16 protein-coding genes are annotated in these 15,998 nt (G+C 54.0%); 11 read left to right on the plus strand and 5 right to left on the minus strand.

Going from position 1 to position 15,998, the window contains the following annotated elements:
* Position 1: 1 nt before the first annotated feature.
* Positions 2-1,060, minus strand: a complete 1,059-nt coding sequence (locus NR302_RS05435) for an ATP-grasp domain-containing protein (protein WP_258144738.1) — start codon at positions 1,058-1,060, stop codon at positions 2-4.
* A gap of 320 nt (positions 1,061-1,380) precedes the next feature.
* Between NR302_RS05435 and NR302_RS05440 the strand changes: the two genes are divergently transcribed.
* From NR302_RS05440 to NR302_RS05465, 6 genes are read left to right on the plus strand one after another with little or no spacing between them, the layout of a single operon-like run.
* Positions 1,381-1,965, plus strand: coding sequence for a TerD family protein (locus tag NR302_RS05440; RefSeq protein ID WP_008103751.1), 585 nt, complete (start codon positions 1,381-1,383; stop codon positions 1,963-1,965).
* Positions 1,965-3,134, plus strand: a complete 1,170-nt coding sequence (locus tag NR302_RS05445; protein WP_258144739.1) for a TerD family protein — start codon at positions 1,965-1,967, stop codon at positions 3,132-3,134. The genes NR302_RS05440 and NR302_RS05445 overlap by 1 nt, the downstream gene beginning before the upstream one ends.
* 20 nt (positions 3,135-3,154) lie before the next feature.
* A complete protein-coding gene (locus NR302_RS05450) occupies positions 3,155-3,610 on the plus strand; it encodes a tellurite resistance TerB family protein (protein WP_258144740.1) in 456 nt (151 codons plus the stop codon).
* A gap of 24 nt (positions 3,611-3,634) precedes the next feature.
* Positions 3,635-4,672, plus strand: coding sequence for a TerC/Alx family metal homeostasis membrane protein (locus NR302_RS05455; RefSeq protein ID WP_007890730.1), 1,038 nt, complete (start codon positions 3,635-3,637; stop codon positions 4,670-4,672).
* A gap of 50 nt (positions 4,673-4,722) precedes the next feature.
* Positions 4,723-5,301 carry a TerD family protein gene (locus NR302_RS05460; RefSeq protein WP_008103744.1) on the plus strand — a complete coding sequence of 193 codons (579 nt, stop codon included), beginning with the start codon at positions 4,723-4,725 and terminating at the stop codon, positions 5,299-5,301.
* 57 nt (positions 5,302-5,358) lie between these two features.
* On the plus strand, positions 5,359-5,934 hold the full coding sequence (locus NR302_RS05465) for a TerD family protein (RefSeq protein WP_258144741.1): 576 nt from the start codon (positions 5,359-5,361) through the stop codon (positions 5,932-5,934).
* Between the two features lie 76 nt (positions 5,935-6,010).
* Here NR302_RS05465 and NR302_RS05470 read toward each other — a convergent pair whose 3' ends face one another.
* Both NR302_RS05470 and NR302_RS05475 read right to left on the minus strand, forming a co-directional pair.
* Positions 6,011-6,691: an HAD family hydrolase gene (locus tag NR302_RS05470; RefSeq protein ID WP_258144742.1), complete on the minus strand. Its 681-nt coding sequence runs from the start codon at positions 6,689-6,691 to the stop codon at positions 6,011-6,013.
* A gap of 111 nt (positions 6,692-6,802) precedes the next feature.
* Positions 6,803-7,927, minus strand: a complete 1,125-nt coding sequence (locus NR302_RS05475) for an AI-2E family transporter (RefSeq protein WP_008103736.1) — start codon at positions 7,925-7,927, stop codon at positions 6,803-6,805.
* 204 nt (positions 7,928-8,131) lie between these two features.
* Here NR302_RS05475 and NR302_RS05480 point away from each other — a divergent pair, with 204 nt between their 5' ends.
* On the plus strand, positions 8,132-8,371 hold the full coding sequence (locus NR302_RS05480; RefSeq protein WP_008103735.1) for a DUF1272 domain-containing protein: 240 nt from the start codon (positions 8,132-8,134) through the stop codon (positions 8,369-8,371).
* Here the strand turns inward: NR302_RS05480 and NR302_RS05485 are convergent.
* Positions 8,323-8,835, minus strand: a complete 513-nt coding sequence (locus NR302_RS05485) for a DUF523 domain-containing protein (RefSeq protein ID WP_258144743.1) — start codon at positions 8,833-8,835, stop codon at positions 8,323-8,325. The two genes, NR302_RS05480 and NR302_RS05485, sit on opposite strands and share 49 nt — an antisense overlap.
* Before the next feature lie 765 nt (positions 8,836-9,600).
* Between NR302_RS05485 and NR302_RS05490 the strand changes: the two genes are divergently transcribed.
* The 3 genes from NR302_RS05490 to NR302_RS05500 all read left to right on the plus strand — a co-directional run bounded on the left by NR302_RS05490 (position 9,601) and on the right by NR302_RS05500 (position 13,092).
* Complete coding sequence (locus NR302_RS05490; RefSeq protein WP_258144744.1) at positions 9,601-10,101, plus strand: RcnB family protein; 501 nt, start codon at positions 9,601-9,603, stop codon at positions 10,099-10,101.
* 109 nt (positions 10,102-10,210) lie between these two features.
* Positions 10,211-11,038: a Cof-type HAD-IIB family hydrolase gene (locus NR302_RS05495; protein WP_258144745.1), complete on the plus strand. Its 828-nt coding sequence runs from the start codon at positions 10,211-10,213 to the stop codon at positions 11,036-11,038.
* Positions 11,039-11,163: 125 nt separating this feature from the next.
* Positions 11,164-13,092 (plus strand): methyl-accepting chemotaxis protein, encoded by a 1,929-nt coding sequence (locus NR302_RS05500; protein WP_258144746.1) that lies wholly within the window; start codon positions 11,164-11,166, stop codon positions 13,090-13,092.
* A gap of 136 nt (positions 13,093-13,228) precedes the next feature.
* Here NR302_RS05500 and NR302_RS05505 read toward each other — a convergent pair whose 3' ends face one another.
* Entirely contained in the window at positions 13,229-14,374 is a 1,146-nt protein-coding gene (locus NR302_RS05505) for an iron-containing alcohol dehydrogenase (RefSeq protein WP_258144747.1), read from the minus strand.
* Positions 14,375-14,664: 290 nt separating this feature from the next.
* Between NR302_RS05505 and gntT the strand changes: the two genes are divergently transcribed.
* On the plus strand, positions 14,665-15,981 hold the full coding sequence (gene gntT / locus NR302_RS05510) for a gluconate transporter (RefSeq protein WP_061717408.1): 1,317 nt from the start codon (positions 14,665-14,667) through the stop codon (positions 15,979-15,981).
* The last annotated feature ends 17 nt before the right edge of the window (positions 15,982-15,998 follow it).

Consider the following 15,998-nt stretch of genomic DNA (forward strand, 5'->3'; position numbering starts at 1 on the left):
CTCATTGAACCTGGTTGGACAGGACGGGGTTGTACGCCACCACGTCGCTCAGCGCACGGACGGTTGCTGGCGTGAAGTCGCTGCGGGCATCGTCGATCGCTTGCTGCTGACTGATCAAGCCTAGCTGGCGCAGGGTAAACAAGCCGGGAAGATTTACGCCGCTGAAACGGGTGTAACCAATGCCGCCGGAAGGGCGCATATTGATCTCCAGTAATAGCGGTTTGCCGCTGGCATCATTGCGCGTCTGTACGTTGATCAAACCATCTGCGCCCATTGCGGCGGCGCAGGCTTGCGCCAGCTCAAAGGCTTCGCCGCTGTTCTCCAGATACTGCAGCGCACCTTCTTTACGGCGCGCCACGGCGGCCAGCACCTTGCCGTTTTCCGCCAGCATATCAACCGAATATTCCGGGCCCGGCAAATAGGGCATCAGCACCAGCGGCTCCATACTGTCGACGGCTTCCAGCGCCTGTAAGTAGTATTCGGCTTTCACCCGGCGCGCGTCCGGATGAGTAAACGCCGCCATCGGTGAGACGCTTTCATCAAACTGCCAGAATCCCATGCCATAAATACCGGTAACCGGCTTAACGCACAGCGGCAGATCGCCAAAGGGCTTACGGGCGATCAACTCGCGCAACTGTACGGGTGAATCAACGCGCAGTGAAGGCACCACCGGCAAATTCAGGCTTTTCATATGGTGGGCAAACGCGACTTTGTCATCGGCCAGATCCAGCATGGCGACCTCGCGTGCGCCGGTGGTTAAGCGCGCACCGCTGGCTTCAATAGCGGCGCGATGGGCTTCAAACCAATGCGCATGTCGACCGGTATGGATCGCCTGAATGGCGTATTTTTTGACGGTAGAAAGAATAAATTCGAGGCGCTGATTAATATCATGAGGTTCAATTAATGCATGATCCGCCATAGAAAGTATTTCATTACGCGATTGGCGATGTGATGCATAAATCGACACGTTGTAGTTATGTTTTTTAGCTGTAGATGTAATGCCATTAATTATATCGCGTTGGGAGGATAAACCTTCCATTAGCCAAATTTTGTGAGACATTTCTAATTATTTCCGCAAGAGGCTGGTGGCTGGGTTATGGCTTGCGAGTTTATTTCTCACCTCGAAACGAGTCAATCATAATATGATTTTTTACCCTAACGTAACCTTATGAATTTTAATGTAAAGAATTGTCATGTTTAGTGCGTTGCCTAATTGAGTTGGATTCTCTTAAGTTGTTCTTCTGCAACGCTTTATTGTGTTTCATGAAATTGCTGTGAAAATTAATGCTGTTCATGAATATCCTCATGATATGATTTTGCCCTCATGGAATTTGATGCAAATATAAAACCCTTTTCAAACCTGTTTGAAGGAATTATGACATGGTTTCATTAAGCAAGAATCAGACGGTCTCACTCAGCAAACAAACCGCTTCGCTGAATAAATTACATTTCGGCTTAGGCTGGGATCCAATTAAAAAGAAAGGCTTGTTAGGCAAGCTATTTGGCGGCGGCGGAGATTCCATCGATCTCGATGCCAGCTGCGTATTATTGGATCAATCCGGTAATGCCATTGATACCATCTGGTTCCGCGCATTAACCTCCAAATGTGGTGCGGTTAAACACAGCGGCGATAACCGTACTGGCGAAGGCGATGGCGATGATGAAGTGATCAACGTTGAGTTATCACGTCTGCCTGCCAACGTTGAGTATCTGGCGTTTACCGTGAACAGCTTCCAGGGCCAAACCTTCAACGAAGTGGAAAATGCCTTCTGCCGCGTGGTTGATCAAAACGGCAAAGAGCTGGCGCGCTATGAGCTGACTGAGCAAGGCAGCCATACCGGCATCGTGATTGCTTCGCTGCACCGCAACGGCGGACTGTGGGACTTCACGGCGCATGGCCGCGCGAGTGCCGGTCGTACCATCGATGCGATGCAAAACGACATCGTTGCCGCAGTGGTGCGCTGATGAATATGACGCCGGGGAGCAATGCTCCCGTTCCTGCAAATCTGCTGACGGTGCGCGTGCTCGCTGGCGCCGCCGTTGATGCTTCCGCCTTTCGTCTGTTCGCCAGCGGCAAAGTTAATGGCGATGCCGATATGGTGTTCTACGGCCAGCCGGATAACGATGACCGCACCATCTGCCTGAAAAGCGAAGGGCACAACTCCGCCTTTTCCGTCGATCTCACCCGCTTGCGTCCTGACGTGCAGAAAGTGGCCTTCACCGTCACCTGTGACGGCGGGCGCAACGTGTCGGGCTTGCAACGTCTGGCGATTCAGGTCGAGCAGGGCGGCAACGTGCTGCTGAGCGGTAACGTGGAGCTGGTGGGACGTCAGGAAGCGGCGTTGATCCTCGGCGAACTTTACCGTCGCAATAATGAGTGGAAATTCCGCTTTATTGCGCAGGGTTTCAACGGCGGCTTGCAGCCGCTGGCGGAACATTTTGGTGTGGATATAGCGGAACCTGCGCCTGCACCAACGCCTGCACCTGCACCGCAGGCGGCACCGGCTCCAGCACCAGCAAAAATCAATCTGAGCAAAGTTTCTCTCACCAAAGAGAAGCCCGCCATCAGCCTGACCAAGCGCGATAACTTCGGTGAGATCCGCATCAATCTGAACTGGCACCGTGAAACCAACAGCGGTGGCGGCGGGTTGCGCGGATTGTTCGGCGGCAACAAAGGCGTGGATCTCGATCTCGGCGCCTTCGTTGAGTTGCAAGACGGTTCGCGCGGTGTGATCCAGGCGCTGGGCGGCAATTTTGGCGCCATGCATGCCAAACCTTTCGTACACTTGCAGGGCGATGATCGTACCGGCGAAGTGACCGATGGCGAATGGCTGCACATCAACGGTCGCGAATGGAGTCAGATTCGCGAAGTGTTGGTTTTCGCCTTCATTTATCAAGGTGCGGCGAGCTGGGACAAAACGGATGGCGTAGTGACGCTGCACATTCCAGACCAGCCACCGATTGAAACGCGTATGACTGAAGGGGAGAATCGCCGCAACATGTGTGCGATTGCTCGTTTGGTCAATGAGAACGGCAGTATCCGCGTCGAGCGTATCAATCAGTTCTTTAACGGGCATTCCGATATGGATAAAGCTTTCGGTTGGGGATTCAACTGGCGAGCCGGTTCCAAATAATTTCAGACAGAGGATTCACTATGAGCTTTTTCAACAAGGTTAAAGGCGCATTTAATTCCGGCCGCGATGAATTAACCAAACAAGTTAGCCGCTATAAGAACAAGAAATTTATGCAGGGCACGGTAGCGGTTTGCGCACGCATTGCGGTGGCAGACGGCAGCGTGAGCGCGGAAGAGAAGCAGAAGATGATCGGTTTTCTGCGTGCCTCTGAAGAATTGAAAGTTTTTGATACCAATGAAGTGATTGAGTTCTTCAACAAGCTGGTGAGCAGCTTCGATTTCGATCTGGAAATCGGCAAGGGCGAAACCATGAAGTACATCATGGCGTTGAAAGATCAGCCGGAAGCCGCACAGTTGGCGATCCGCGTAGGTATTGCTGTCGGTAAGAGTGATGGTGATTTTGATGCTGACGAGCAGAAAGCGGTGCGCGAGATCGCCGTCGCTTTGGGCTTTGATCCAGCAATATTTGGTCTGTAATTTTTTATCTTTTAAGGGTTCATCATGGTGTCTACGCACATTGGCTTCCCCGCTGAAACAGTCGCGGTTTTCATCGCGCTGTCAGTAGGAGCTATTTTTATCGACCTGTTCATGCACCGCGGCGACAAGCCGATTTCGCTGAAAAGCGCGGCGCTGTGGTCGGTGTTTTGGGTAGCTGTGGCGATGGGTTTCGCCGGTTTCCTCTATATCCATCACGGCGCTGAAGTTGCCAGCCTGTTCGTCACCGGTTACGCGCTGGAGAAAGTACTCTCCGTTGATAACCTGTTCGTCATGATGGCGATCTTCTCGTGGTTTGCTGTTCCGGACCGCTACCGTCACCGCGTGCTCTATTGGGGCATCATCGGTGCCATCGTATTCCGTGGCATCTTCGTGGCGATCGGTACCGGCTTGCTGAGCCTCGGTCCATACGTCGAAATCGTGTTTGCGCTGATCGTAGCCTGGACCGCAGTGATGATGCTGAAAAGCGGCGACGACAGCGACGAGATCGAAGATTACTCGCAGCACCTTGCCTATCGCGGCGTGAAGCGCTTCTTCCCTATCTGGCCAAAAATGCGTGGCAACGCCTTCTTGCTGAATCAAAAGGAAGTCGATGAAGAGCTGCAGAAGCCAGAAAACAAAGATGTGACGGTTGGTCGCGGCAAGAAAGCGGCGCTGTATGCCACGCCGTTGATGCTGTGTGTGGCGGTGGTTGAACTCTCTGACGTGATGTTCGCCTTTGACTCCGTGCCGGCGATTATCGCAGTAAGCCGTGAACCGCTGATCGTGTATAGCGCCATGATGTTCGCCATCCTCGGCTTGCGTACGCTGTACTTTGTACTTGAAGCATTGAAGCAGTATCTGGTTCACCTCGAGAAAGCCGTTATCGTGCTGCTGTTCTTCATCGCGGTGAAACTGGGTCTGAATGCTACCGATCATATCTGGCATCACGGCTACAGCATCTCTGCTAGCGCCAGCCTGTTTGTGGTACTCGGCGTGTTGGCTGTCGGTATCGTACTCAGCGTGATGTTCCCCGGTAAACCCGAGGAAAAAGAAGAGAGCTGATCTTCTGCCAGTAATGTGTCTGAAAAATCATTAACCAAGAGGTAATTACAATGAGCGTTTCTCTTTCTAAAGGCGGTAACGTTTCGCTGAGCAAAGCGGCACCAACCATGAAAAACGTCCTCGTTGGCCTTGGCTGGGATGCACGTTCCACCGATGGTCAGGACTTTGACCTTGATGCGTCAGCGTTCTTGCTGTCCGCCAGCGGCAAAGTTCGTGGCGATGCTGACTTCATTTTCTATAACAACCTGGTCTCTTCCGACGGTTCTGTTTCGCACACCGGTGACAACCGTACCGGTGCAGGCGATGGCGATGATGAATCGCTGAAAATCAAACTGGACCTGATTCCAGCCGACGTCGACAAGATCGTGTTTGTGGTCACCATCCATGATGCGCAGACCCGTCGTCAGAGCTTTGGCCAGGTTTCCGGCGCGTTTATCCGCCTGGTGAACGATGACGATCGCAGTGAAGTAGCGCGTTACGATTTGACTGAAGATGCCTCCACCGAAACCGCGATGCTGTTTGGTGAGCTGTACCGTAACGGTGCCGAGTGGAAATTCCGCGCGGTAGGCCAGGGTTATGCTGGCGGCCTCGCCTCGGTATGTGCTCAGTACGGCATCAACGCATCTTAATTAACACGGGCAGCCACGCGCTGCCCGCATCATCCAATTAAAAGCAGGAGCTTTAAAATGGCAGTTTCTCTGGTAAAAGGCGGTAACGTTTCCCTGACTAAAGAAGCACCAACCATGAATGTTGCCATGGCGGGTCTGGGTTGGGATGCACGTGTAACAGATGGTCAGGATTTCGACCTCGATGCGTCAGTGTTTATGGTCGGTGACGACGGTAAAGTGCTGAGCGATGCCAGCTTCATCTTCTTCAACAACAAGCAGAGCGCTTGTGGTTCCGTTGAGCATCAGGGCGATAACCGCACCGGTGCCGGCGACGGCGATGACGAGCAGGTTAAAATCACCTTGTCTAAAGTACCGGCTGACGTGAAAAAGCTGGTCTTCGCGGTCACCATTTATGATGCAGAAGCGCGTAAGCAGAACTTCGGCATGGTGAGCAACAGCTTCATGCGTATCTTCAACAATGACAACGGCGCTGAAATCGCCCGTTTCGACCTGTCTGAAGATGCGTCTACTGAAACCGCGATGGTGTTCGGTGAGCTGTATCGCAATGGCAACGAGTGGAAATTCAAAGCGGTAGGTCAGGGCTTCGCAGGCGGTCTGTCAGCGCTGGCTTCGCAGCACGGCGTGAGCGTCTGATTTAAAGCATTGCTAACAAAGCCCCGGCTGGTCCGGGGCTTTTTGCTGTCTGAATCGGTCGCCATGAATGGCGACCCTACGGATCCAGACGCAGCATGCGTAGTTTTTCCATTGGCACGCGGCGTTTTTTCCACGTTGGATGGAAATGACGCCAGTGTGGATCCTGCGCGGCGGCCAGTAATTCAAAATCACCGCGCGTATCGCCCCAGGCGCGCAGGTGATAGTTATGCAACGGGCCGTAAACGTTTTCCAGTCGCTTAACCTTTTGCCCGCAGCGGCAGTTGTGGCCGGTAATCTTTCCGGTAAGAATGCCGTCGACGACTTCTAATTGGGTGCCGATCAGGTTGATGCCCAGACGCTCGGCGAACGGTTCTAATACCATCGCAGGCGAGGCGGAACAGATGGTCACTTCCGCGCTGGAGTTAACTTCAGCGGCAACCGCTAACAGTCCGGCTGGACGCATCAACTTGTTCCAGTTGGCCGCGCAAAACAGTTGCGCCTGCTGGCGAATCCATTTCTCCTCAACGCCGGTTAAAAAGGTGTGAATCAACACTTCTTTTAACTCATCACGCGTTAGCTTTTTACGCATGCAGCGCAGCGTTGGCATTGCCAGTCGGGCAATTTTGCGTGCGAACGCACGTTTGCCAAAGCTGAAGCGTAGAAAGGGGATAAAGCTGTCGTGAATAGTCAGCGTGCCGTCGAAATCGAAGACTGACAGAACCTGATTTTCACGCGCTAAGGAGGATTCCATGGACATGTTGTTCTCTTTTGTCGCAAGCCGTAATCAATGCAACGATGATAGCAAATGGCGGGACGATATTCTCATGCGGGAATGCGGCTACCGATAAACGGTAGCCGTTTGAAACGCTTACTCGCGGATTTTGCCCTCTTCCTCGCGGGTTTTACCCTCTTCGATAAACTCTTCGTCGATCTCTTCAGAGTTCTCGCGGTTATCGCGACCGGAAAGCAGATTCCAGCAGGCAATGAACAGCGCAGCGATCAGCGGACCAATGACAAAGCCGTTGATGCCATACACTTCCATGCCGCCTAGCGTGGAGATCAGGATCAGATAGTCTGGCATTTTGGTATCTTTACCGACCAGCAGCGGACGCAGGATGTTATCCACCAGACCAACCACCACCACGAAGAAGCCAATCAGGAATAATGCTTTCCAGATGGCGCTGGTGGCGAAGAAAAAGATGGTTGCCGGTACCCAAACAATCGCAGAACCGACCGCCGGAATCAGCGACAGGAACGCCATCAAGGTGCCCCACAGCAAGCTGCCGTCAATGCCGGTGATCCAGAAGGCGATGCCGCCCAACACACCTTGCACTACCGCAACCACCACCGTGCCTTTAACCGTGGCACGCGACACCGCTGCGAACTTCATCATCAGATGATGTTTCACGTAGGTAGAAAGTGGCAGCGCTTCCAGAATCAAATTCACCAGCCAGGCGCCATCTTTCAGCAGGAAGAACAGCAGATACAGCATCACGCCAAAGCCAACGGTAAAGGTGAAGGTCCCTTTGCCGATCAGGAACACGCTGCCCGCCATGTACTGGCCGCCTTTCAGCGCAAAACCAGAGAGCTTCTGCTGAATCTCCTGCGCGTTGTTCAGGTTGTTATCGGCGAGATAGTTGCGCGCCCACGAAGGCAGATGTTGCAGCAGATCGGCAAACACCGTCGGGAACTGCGCGGAGTTGTTCTGCAGCTTGGTGTAAACCGTGTTGACTTCAACCACCATCGAAGAGGTGATCAGCGCCAGCGGCGTGAACACAATCAGGCAGATAATCAGCAGCGTGGCAAACGCAGCCAGACCGTTACGATCGCCCATTTTACGACGCAACAGCGACTTCAGCGGATGGAAGATCACCGCCAGAATCGCGGCCCAGAAAATGGCAGAAAAATACGGTGTCAGCACATCAAAAAAGGCGTAGGTGACAATCGCCAAAATAACGATAAAGAAGCCTAAATTAAGTCCTTTAATACGCATTACAGTGTCTCGTTAGTAGATAAGGCGATTGAACTATAGAACGCCTTTCGGGGAATGTAATGTTTTTAGGGCAGATGGTTCGCTTAAGCGTATGACGAGAGCAGACAAACGATGTCCCGATTTGTCCGGCTGATGTCTGTTCACTGGCTGGTGCTGCGGCGTTATTACAGTGATGATGGTGGCTGAAACTCACCGGAGGAAATCATGCTGGAACTACGTCCTAACTGCGAATGCTGCGATAAAGATCTGCCGCCGGAGTCGCTTGATGCACGCATCTGTTCGTTTGAATGCACCTTTTGTGTTGCCTGCGCGGAAGGCGCGTTGGCGCAGCGCTGCCCTAATTGCAGCGGTGAACTGGTGCGTCGACCGATTCGTCCTGCTGCTGCGTTAGCGCGTCATCCGGCATCGACGACGCGACATTTATCGGCGTCAGCGACCCGCTGAATCAGCTCAGTGAGCTGTGATTCGGCAAACACTTCAATCCCATGCTGACGCAGTAATGCTGCTGCGACGCCGTGACCGGACCGCTGCTGGCCGCTAAAGCTGCCGTCATAGATGCGCTGGCTGCCGCAGGTTGGGCTGCCATCGGTGAGCAGGGCAAAGCGACAGCGCGCGTCTTGCGCCGCACGTAGCGCTAGCCACGCCGCCAGCACGTAATGTTGTGTAACATCGCGGCCATCCGATTCAAGGATGCGCGCCGCGCCGGTTAATACCTGTTCTGCGCTGCCGCCGTGAATTTCTGCGGGTAAACGTGGCGTATTTAAGCCCGCAGCCAGTTCAGGGCAATGGATGACAAGACGTTGTTCACTGCGCCAGCGCGCTAAGGTGTCGGAGATAAGTTTCTTATCGCTGCCGTTATAGCGCACCGCGTATCCCATCAGGCAAGCACTGACTAATATTCTTTCCATGTAAACGTTTTCCTTAAATAACGACGCTGTCGAAATCACAGTATTAACGTGTTGCGCAACAGAGAATATATTAAGCGCGATATTAATCACTGGTATGAATTAATGGGGGCAGGAAAGGGATTGTATCTTAATAATGGCGGGTGAATGATGAATTACACTGAACTCTGATCGCATAATGCAGCATGAAAAGCGGGTGCCTGGTCAAAATTCATTGATTTTATGCGTTATTTTTCTTTTTGATTATGACGTTAATGTTGCTTTCTGGCGGTCGTATTTATGTCACGCTGAATCTGGTCAGAGCACAGACCTTATTTAACTTGAAACAACGTTTCGCAAAATATTATTTCATCTTGTCGGTTAATTTTTACGTATTTTTCTGAAAAGTAGCCCTTTTCAAAAGAACTTTTCAATTTTAAATGGTATTGTTTACCGGCAATGCTAGTGATGTGGCGTTGTGTGCTTCAGTTTTACCCTCACTTTTGCAGGGTTTACCCCTTTATGCAATTTATGGAAATTGAATTATCCTCCCGATCCTTGCGATCGGGTTTTTCTTTATATTCCCCGCTTTCTCCCCAATAAACGCGCATGCGTCCGTTCGATCCAGCTAATGTCAGAAAATACACAATCGTTAAGAAAGTGATAAGTTGACGTAATTTCCTGTAAGTATCCGGTTTTTAAGAGTTTTGGAAATGCTTTTCTGTCTCCATTTAATCAATAGTAATGCTCAACGGCACAGCAACCGCCGTTATCATTGGAGGCAACACCATGAAAAAAACAACACTAAGTCTTATTGCGTCATTTATTGCATGCAGCACACTGTTTTCAAGCGTCTCTTGGGCAGACGGCCCAGGTGACCAGCGCTGGCAGTCGCACGGCGGCGACCAGCATCAGGACCATGGACGTGGCCCGGATCATGGCGGCGACCGCGGACCGGATCGCGGTGATAATGGTGATAATCACGACCGTGGCCACGATCACGATCGCGGACCTGGCCCGGATCGTCACGACCATTACGCTGACCATCGGATGCCGGAAGGGCATCGTGGCGGCGACCGCTTCGCCTGGGGCGGCCATGATTTCCGTCGCGGCTATCCGGCACCGCCAGAGTTTCGTGGTCCGCACTATCGCGTAGATGACTGGCGCGACCGTGGCCTGTATGAGCCACCGCGTGGTGAGCATTGGGCTTACATCGATGGTAATTACGTGCTGGTGGCTGCAGCAACCGGCATCATCACCGCGATTCTGCTCAACGGCGCCTTCAACTAATCTTCCCCAGCGGATGGCTTCGGCCATCCGTGTTTCTCTCCGCTTTATCCGCTCACCAGGTTATTCTCTCTGCGACCCGTTTTTCCTTTCGATACGTTAAGGAGTGATGATGACCGTGGTAAAAATGGTGGCGGTGGATAAAGACGGCACCTTTCTCGACGACAATAAACAGTACAATCGCGCGCGTTTTAACGCCTGCTATCAGGAAATGAAGCAGCGCGGCATCAAGTTTGTGGTAGCCAGCGGCAACCAATATTACCAACTCAAATCCTTCTTCCCTGAGATCGCCAGCGAAATTGCCTTCGTGGCGGAGAACGGCGCGTGGATTATCGATCGTGATGAAGAGTTATTCTGCGGCGAGTTCTCCCGCCCGGATATTGATGCGGTGCTGGATACGCTGCACAACGGTAATTATCCCGAACTGCGTTACATCCTGTGCGGACGCGACAGCGCGTACTACTTCGAAGGCCTCGATGAAAAGTGGCTGGTGAAAATGCGTCACTACTGCCATCGCCTGAAGGCGATTCGCAGCCTCGATGAAGTGGCGGGCGATAAGTTGTTTAAGTTCGCGTTAAATCTGTCTGATGATTACGTGGAACCGCTGATGGCGGACATTGAGCGTCTGCATCAGGGGGCGGCGGCCGCCACGTCCAGCGGTCACGGTTCGGTGGATTTGATTGTGCCTGGCAACCACAAAGGTCACGGCCTCGATCTGCTGGGCAAACGCTGGGGCATCGAACGCAGTGAAATTCTGGTGTTTGGCGATGGTGGTAACGATCTCGAAATGCTGCAGCAGTCTGGCTTCAGCTTTGCCATGGCGAACGCATCTCAGAAGGTCAAAGAGGCGGCACGCTTTGAAGCGCCGAGTAATAACGACGAGGGCGTTTTACAGGTGATTGAGCAGATGCTGGCCGGCAAACCGCCGTTTGTCATCTGATCGTCATTTATAGCTGAATTTATTCTTTGCTTTGCCGATATTCGATTGTGACGGAACGCACAATTCGCCGCTGAGCGGCACTTCTTATCTCAATCGTTAATGCAGTCGGTTAGAAAGGATAAATTATGTTGCCAACCCGTTTGGCTACCCGCATGACGCTGGGTGGCCTGATATTACTGTGCGTCACAACCGCAGTGGTGTTCTCCGTTCTGTTGTTGCGTGGCCAACCGCGCGTCATCGAGGCCAGCCATACGCTGATTGAGCAGGCCGGAAGCAATCTGGTCAGCCAATTAAATCAGCAACTGGTGCGCATTGAAGGCGAAGCCGTCAGCATGGCGCGCCTTGCTGAAGTGTTGCCGCACGATGCCACGTTGTGGCAGCAAAGTTTCCCGCAAATCATCAATAGCAGCGGCAATAAAACCATTGCCGGCGGCGGCGTGTGGCCGGAACCCGATGCTTTTAGCGCCGGTGTGCAGCGTCGCAGCTTCTTCTGGGCGCGGCAGAGTGATGGCGCGCTGGCCTACTCCGATGACTACAACCTGCCTGCGGGCAACGGCTATCAACAGGAAAGCTGGTACAGCGCGGTGCGCAATGGACCACGCGATCATTGCGGCTGGTCGGAGGTTTACCAGGATCCGGTATCCGGCGTGAAAATGGTGACCTGCAGCGTGCCGTACACGGCGGGCGATCGTTTTGCCGGTGTCGCGACGCTGGATGTGCAACTGGACAATCTTGCGGGCTTTATGCAGCAGAAAGGGCAGGTAACCGGCGGCTACGCCTTTGCGCTCGATAGCGCGGGCAATCTGCTCTATTACCCAGGCCAGGATCTGAAATCGCTCACCACCTTAAGTAGCCTGGCGGAAAAATCCAGTTGGCTGACGCCGCTGGCCGCACGTATCGCTCAGTTAAAAGGCGATGGCAAGGTGTTGCAGCTGTCGAATTTTAATGACGACTACTTGCACACCAGCGCGCAGGTCACGCTGTTCCGCATGCCCGGCACCGGTTGGGTGGTTGGCCTTGTAACACCGGAAAGTGCGGTTAGCGGTCTTGCGCGCACCATGATGCGCGACATCTTCACCTTCCTGATTCCGGCGATGATCGTGCTGCTGCTGTTAACCTGGGCGTTTACCAAACGTATTGGCCAGCGCCTGAAGGCCACGCATGCTGCGCTGGATGAGATTGCCAATGGCGATGGCGATTTAACCCGCCGCCTGACCAAAAGTGGACGCGATGAGCTGGCGGATATCGCCGGTGCATTCAACAGCTTTGTCGATAAGATTGCGGGCGTGATTACTCGCGTGCAGTGCAGCGGCGAAACGGTGGCGGCCAATGCATCAGGATTGGCGCACAGTAACACCGCGCTGTCGGAGAAAATCGCCGAACAGGCTGCGGCGCTTGAGCAGAGCGCGGCGGCGATGGAGCAGCTTAACGCGACCGTGCAGCAAAACGCCGAAAATACCCGACTGGCCGATGCTGCCGCCGAACAGACCGCGCAGATTGCCCGCAGCAGCAGCGACGTGATGGGCGAAGTGGTGAGCACCATGGGCGCTATCCAATCCTCGTCGCGCCGTGTGGCAGAAATTCTGACGGTGATCGATAGCATCGCGTTTCAAACCAACATCCTTGCGCTGAATGCGGCGGTGGAAGCGGCGCGCGCCGGTGAGCAGGGACGCGGTTTTGCCGTGGTGGCATCGGAAGTGCGGGCTTTAGCCCAGCGCAGCGCCACGGCGGCGCAGGAAATTAAAGCGCTAATTGCTGATTCCGACAGCAACGTATTGGCTGGTAGTAAGCTGGTGGAAGGCGCGGGGCAGCAACTTTCGCAACTGGTCACCGACGTGCATAAAGTGAAGCAAGTGGTAAGCGAGATGCGCGTGGCCGGTGATGAGCAGAGCAAAGGTATCGCGGAGGTGACGCTGGCGGTATCGCAGATGGAGCGCGGTATTCAGCAGAACCTGATGCTGGTGACGCAAACCGCCGAAAATACCCAAGCGCTGCGTGATGAAGCGGCGCAGTTGGCGCAAGAGATCGCGATGTTTAAAGTGGCTGAGCGCTAATTTACATATGCTTGCAGGTGCGCATGAATGTGCACCCTACGAAAAATGCGCCAATTCATTGTAGGGTCGCCATTTATGGTGACCGAAAAACGCTTAACTGACGAGCATGAGGGCAGCGTTGGCTGCCCGTTATCATTTAGACGATGCGCCAGGCGGCGGCGATCATCTCGGTTAACGTGGGTGCGTCGTAGCTGACCCAACCGTTTTTGCTATTGGCGCGCGACACAATCCAGTCCACGTCGGTGGCTGACAGCGTTGGGCCGTCTAACCAGAACGGCACGATCGCCTGCTGCTGGATCCAGGCTTTCAACGCCAACGCGGGCGGCGCGGGATCATCAGGCAACAGCTGTTGACCGAGCTGCGCCATCAAACGTTGCTGCTCAGCATGTTCGGTTTCCGCCAGCACGTCGAGGAACGGGAACAGTAAGCGTCCGCACACTTCGCCGTGATGGAACGGTTTGATCGCCCCAAGCTCTCCAGCAATACCGTGGATCACGCCCAATCCGGCACTGCTCAGACACACGCCTCCCAACCACGACGCCATCATCATCGCTTCTTGCGCGGCATCACCACGCTCGTCGTCACGGTTTAAATCCGGCCACGCTTTGAAGAACAGTCGCAGCCCATTCAGCGCGGTTTGCTGGGTAAACAGATTACCTTTGCGCGACAGATAGGCTTCGAATAAATGGGTGAAGGCATCGATGGCGCAGGTTGCCAGCACGCTGTCTGGCGCGCCTTTCAGCAGATCGGGATCGAGAATCGCGACCTGCGGCACAAAGACCGGATGGCGCAGCGACGCTTTGACCTGAATGTGCTGCTGATCGGTCACCACCGCGTTCTGCGTGGCTTCGCTGCCGGTGCCCGCCGTGGTAGGAATGGCGATAAGCGGCAGAGTCACCGCTTGCACCGGCGTATCACCGACTTTTTCCAGATAGCGTGCGGTATTCAGCGGATGTTGCATCATCGCGCTGAAGGCTTTGGCCGCATCCAGCACGCTGCCGCCGCCAATCGCCACCACGCGATCAACATGGCCGCGCCAGCGTCGCACCCAACCATCAATCTCATCCGGCGAGGCTTCATGGCTGACGATCTCGTAACCGATGATCTGATCGTTGAGCGCGGCACCCAGGCGCGCCCAGGCTGGACCGTTAAGGAATGAGCGGCCGCAAAACAGCAGCGTCGGCTGGGTACTGGCCGCCAGCAGCGGAATCAGCTGGTCAATACTGCCGCGACCAAACAGGGTTTGTTGATTACTGTACAACTCGATCAGATTCTCACTCACCTGCATGTCCTTCTTGTTTGGCGTAAAGACCTTAGTGTAACCAAAAGCCGTGACACTCCCGCTGCAAACATTCTGATAACGCGCAGGCAAAAAGTTGATCACCTTCGCAAAACAGAAATTCCGCCGCTGCGGCTGGTGCTTTGTGCACAATGTTACCCTTAACATGATACCCGTAACATTGCTCAGCAGGATGTTTTCCTGCGGCGCACGCTGTTGATTCTCATGTCCTCTGGGATAACCATAATAAACCGCTGCCGGTGATTCACCGCGCGCAAAAGTGGAGAAAAATTATGCCATTACTCTATGTGGCGATTGGCGTAGCGTTACTGCTGCTGCTGATGATTCGTTTCAAACTGAACGGATTTATCGCGCTGATTCTGGTGGCGCTGGCCGTAGGCATGATGCAGGGCATGCCGGTCAACAAAGTTATCGTATCGATTAAAACCGGTGTCGGCGGCACCTTGGGCAGCCTTGCGCTGATCATGGGCTTCGGCGCGATGCTGGGTAAACTGCTGGCGGATTGCGGCGGGGCGCAGCGCATCGCCACCACGTTAATCGCTAAGTTCGGCGAGAAGCATATTCAGTGGGCGCTGGTGCTGACCGGCTTCACTGTCGGCTTTGCGCTGTTCTATGAAGTGGGCTTTGTGCTGATGTTGCCGCTGGTGTTCAGCATCGCCGCTTCCGCACGTGTGCCATTGCTGTACGTGGGTGTACCGATGGCGGCAGCACTTTCCGTTACGCACGGCTTCCTGCCACCGCATCCGGGCCCAACCGCGATCGCCACGTTGTTCAACGCCGATATGGGTAAAACGCTGCTGTACGGAACGCTACTGGGGATTCCAACCGTTATTCTCGCCGGTCCGGTTTATGCGCGCTTCCTGAAAGGCATTGATAAGCCGATCCCGGAAGGCTTGTGGAACCCGAAAACCTTTACTGAAGCTGAGATGCCTGGCTTTGGCGTCAGCGTTTGGACGGCATTGGTGCCGGTGGTGCTGATGGCATTGCGCGCAGTGGCGGAAATGCTGCTGCCGAAAGGTCACGTGTTATTACCGTATGCCGAGTTCTTTGGCGACCCGATCATGGCAACCTTGATAGCGGTGCTGATCGCCATCTTCACTTTCGGTCTGAACCGTGGCCGCAGCATGGATGAAGTGATGGGCACCATCACCGATTCGATCAAGATCATCGCGATGATGCTGTTAGTGATTGGCGGTGGCGGGGCGTTTAAACAGGTGCTGGTGGATAGCGGAGTCGATAAATACATCGCCAGCATGATGCATGAAACCAATCTGTCGCCCATCTTCATGGCGTGGTCGATTGCAGCCGTGCTGCGTATTGCGCTGGGCTCCGCGACCGTGGCGGCGATTACGGCTGGCGGTATTGTCGCACCGTTGATCGTCACCAGCGGCGCCAGCCCGGAACTGATGGTGATTGCGGTCGGCTCTGGCAGCGTGATTTTCTCTCACGTCAACGATCCAGGCTTCTGGCTGTTTAAGGAGTATTTCAACCTGACCATCGGCGAGACTTTCCGTTCCTGGTCAGCACTGGAAACCATCATTTCAGTGTGCGGTTTGGTGGGTTGTTTACTGCTTGCCAGCGTCATTTAAGTATCAAGGCTGAGGCA

This window comes from Pantoea sp. SOD02, from assembly GCF_024707505.1.
GTDB lineage: Bacteria > Pseudomonadota > Gammaproteobacteria > Enterobacterales > Enterobacteriaceae > Pantoea > Pantoea symbiotica.

Coding starts and splice junctions, on each gene's coding strand:
- NR302_RS05435 (WP_258144738.1), bottom strand. CDS start 1,060: ATGTCTCACAAAATTTGGCTAATGGAAGGTTTATCCTCCCAACGCGAT.
- NR302_RS05440 (WP_008103751.1), top strand. CDS start 1,381: ATGGTTTCATTAAGCAAGAATCAGACGGTCTCACTCAGCAAACAAACC.
- NR302_RS05445 (WP_258144739.1), top strand. CDS start 1,965: ATGAATATGACGCCGGGGAGCAATGCTCCCGTTCCTGCAAATCTGCTG.
- NR302_RS05450 (WP_258144740.1), top strand. CDS start 3,155: ATGAGCTTTTTCAACAAGGTTAAAGGCGCATTTAATTCCGGCCGCGAT.
- NR302_RS05455 (WP_007890730.1), top strand. CDS start 3,635: ATGGTGTCTACGCACATTGGCTTCCCCGCTGAAACAGTCGCGGTTTTC.
- NR302_RS05460 (WP_008103744.1), top strand. CDS start 4,723: ATGAGCGTTTCTCTTTCTAAAGGCGGTAACGTTTCGCTGAGCAAAGCG.
- NR302_RS05465 (WP_258144741.1), top strand. CDS start 5,359: ATGGCAGTTTCTCTGGTAAAAGGCGGTAACGTTTCCCTGACTAAAGAA.
- NR302_RS05470 (WP_258144742.1), bottom strand. CDS start 6,691: ATGTCCATGGAATCCTCCTTAGCGCGTGAAAATCAGGTTCTGTCAGTC.
- NR302_RS05475 (WP_008103736.1), bottom strand. CDS start 7,927: ATGCGTATTAAAGGACTTAATTTAGGCTTCTTTATCGTTATTTTGGCG.
- NR302_RS05480 (WP_008103735.1), top strand. CDS start 8,132: ATGCTGGAACTACGTCCTAACTGCGAATGCTGCGATAAAGATCTGCCG.
- NR302_RS05485 (WP_258144743.1), bottom strand. CDS start 8,835: ATGGAAAGAATATTAGTCAGTGCTTGCCTGATGGGATACGCGGTGCGC.
- NR302_RS05490 (WP_258144744.1), top strand. CDS start 9,601: ATGAAAAAAACAACACTAAGTCTTATTGCGTCATTTATTGCATGCAGC.
- NR302_RS05495 (WP_258144745.1), top strand. CDS start 10,211: ATGACCGTGGTAAAAATGGTGGCGGTGGATAAAGACGGCACCTTTCTC.
- NR302_RS05500 (WP_258144746.1), top strand. CDS start 11,164: ATGTTGCCAACCCGTTTGGCTACCCGCATGACGCTGGGTGGCCTGATA.
- gntT (WP_061717408.1), top strand. CDS start 14,665: ATGCCATTACTCTATGTGGCGATTGGCGTAGCGTTACTGCTGCTGCTG.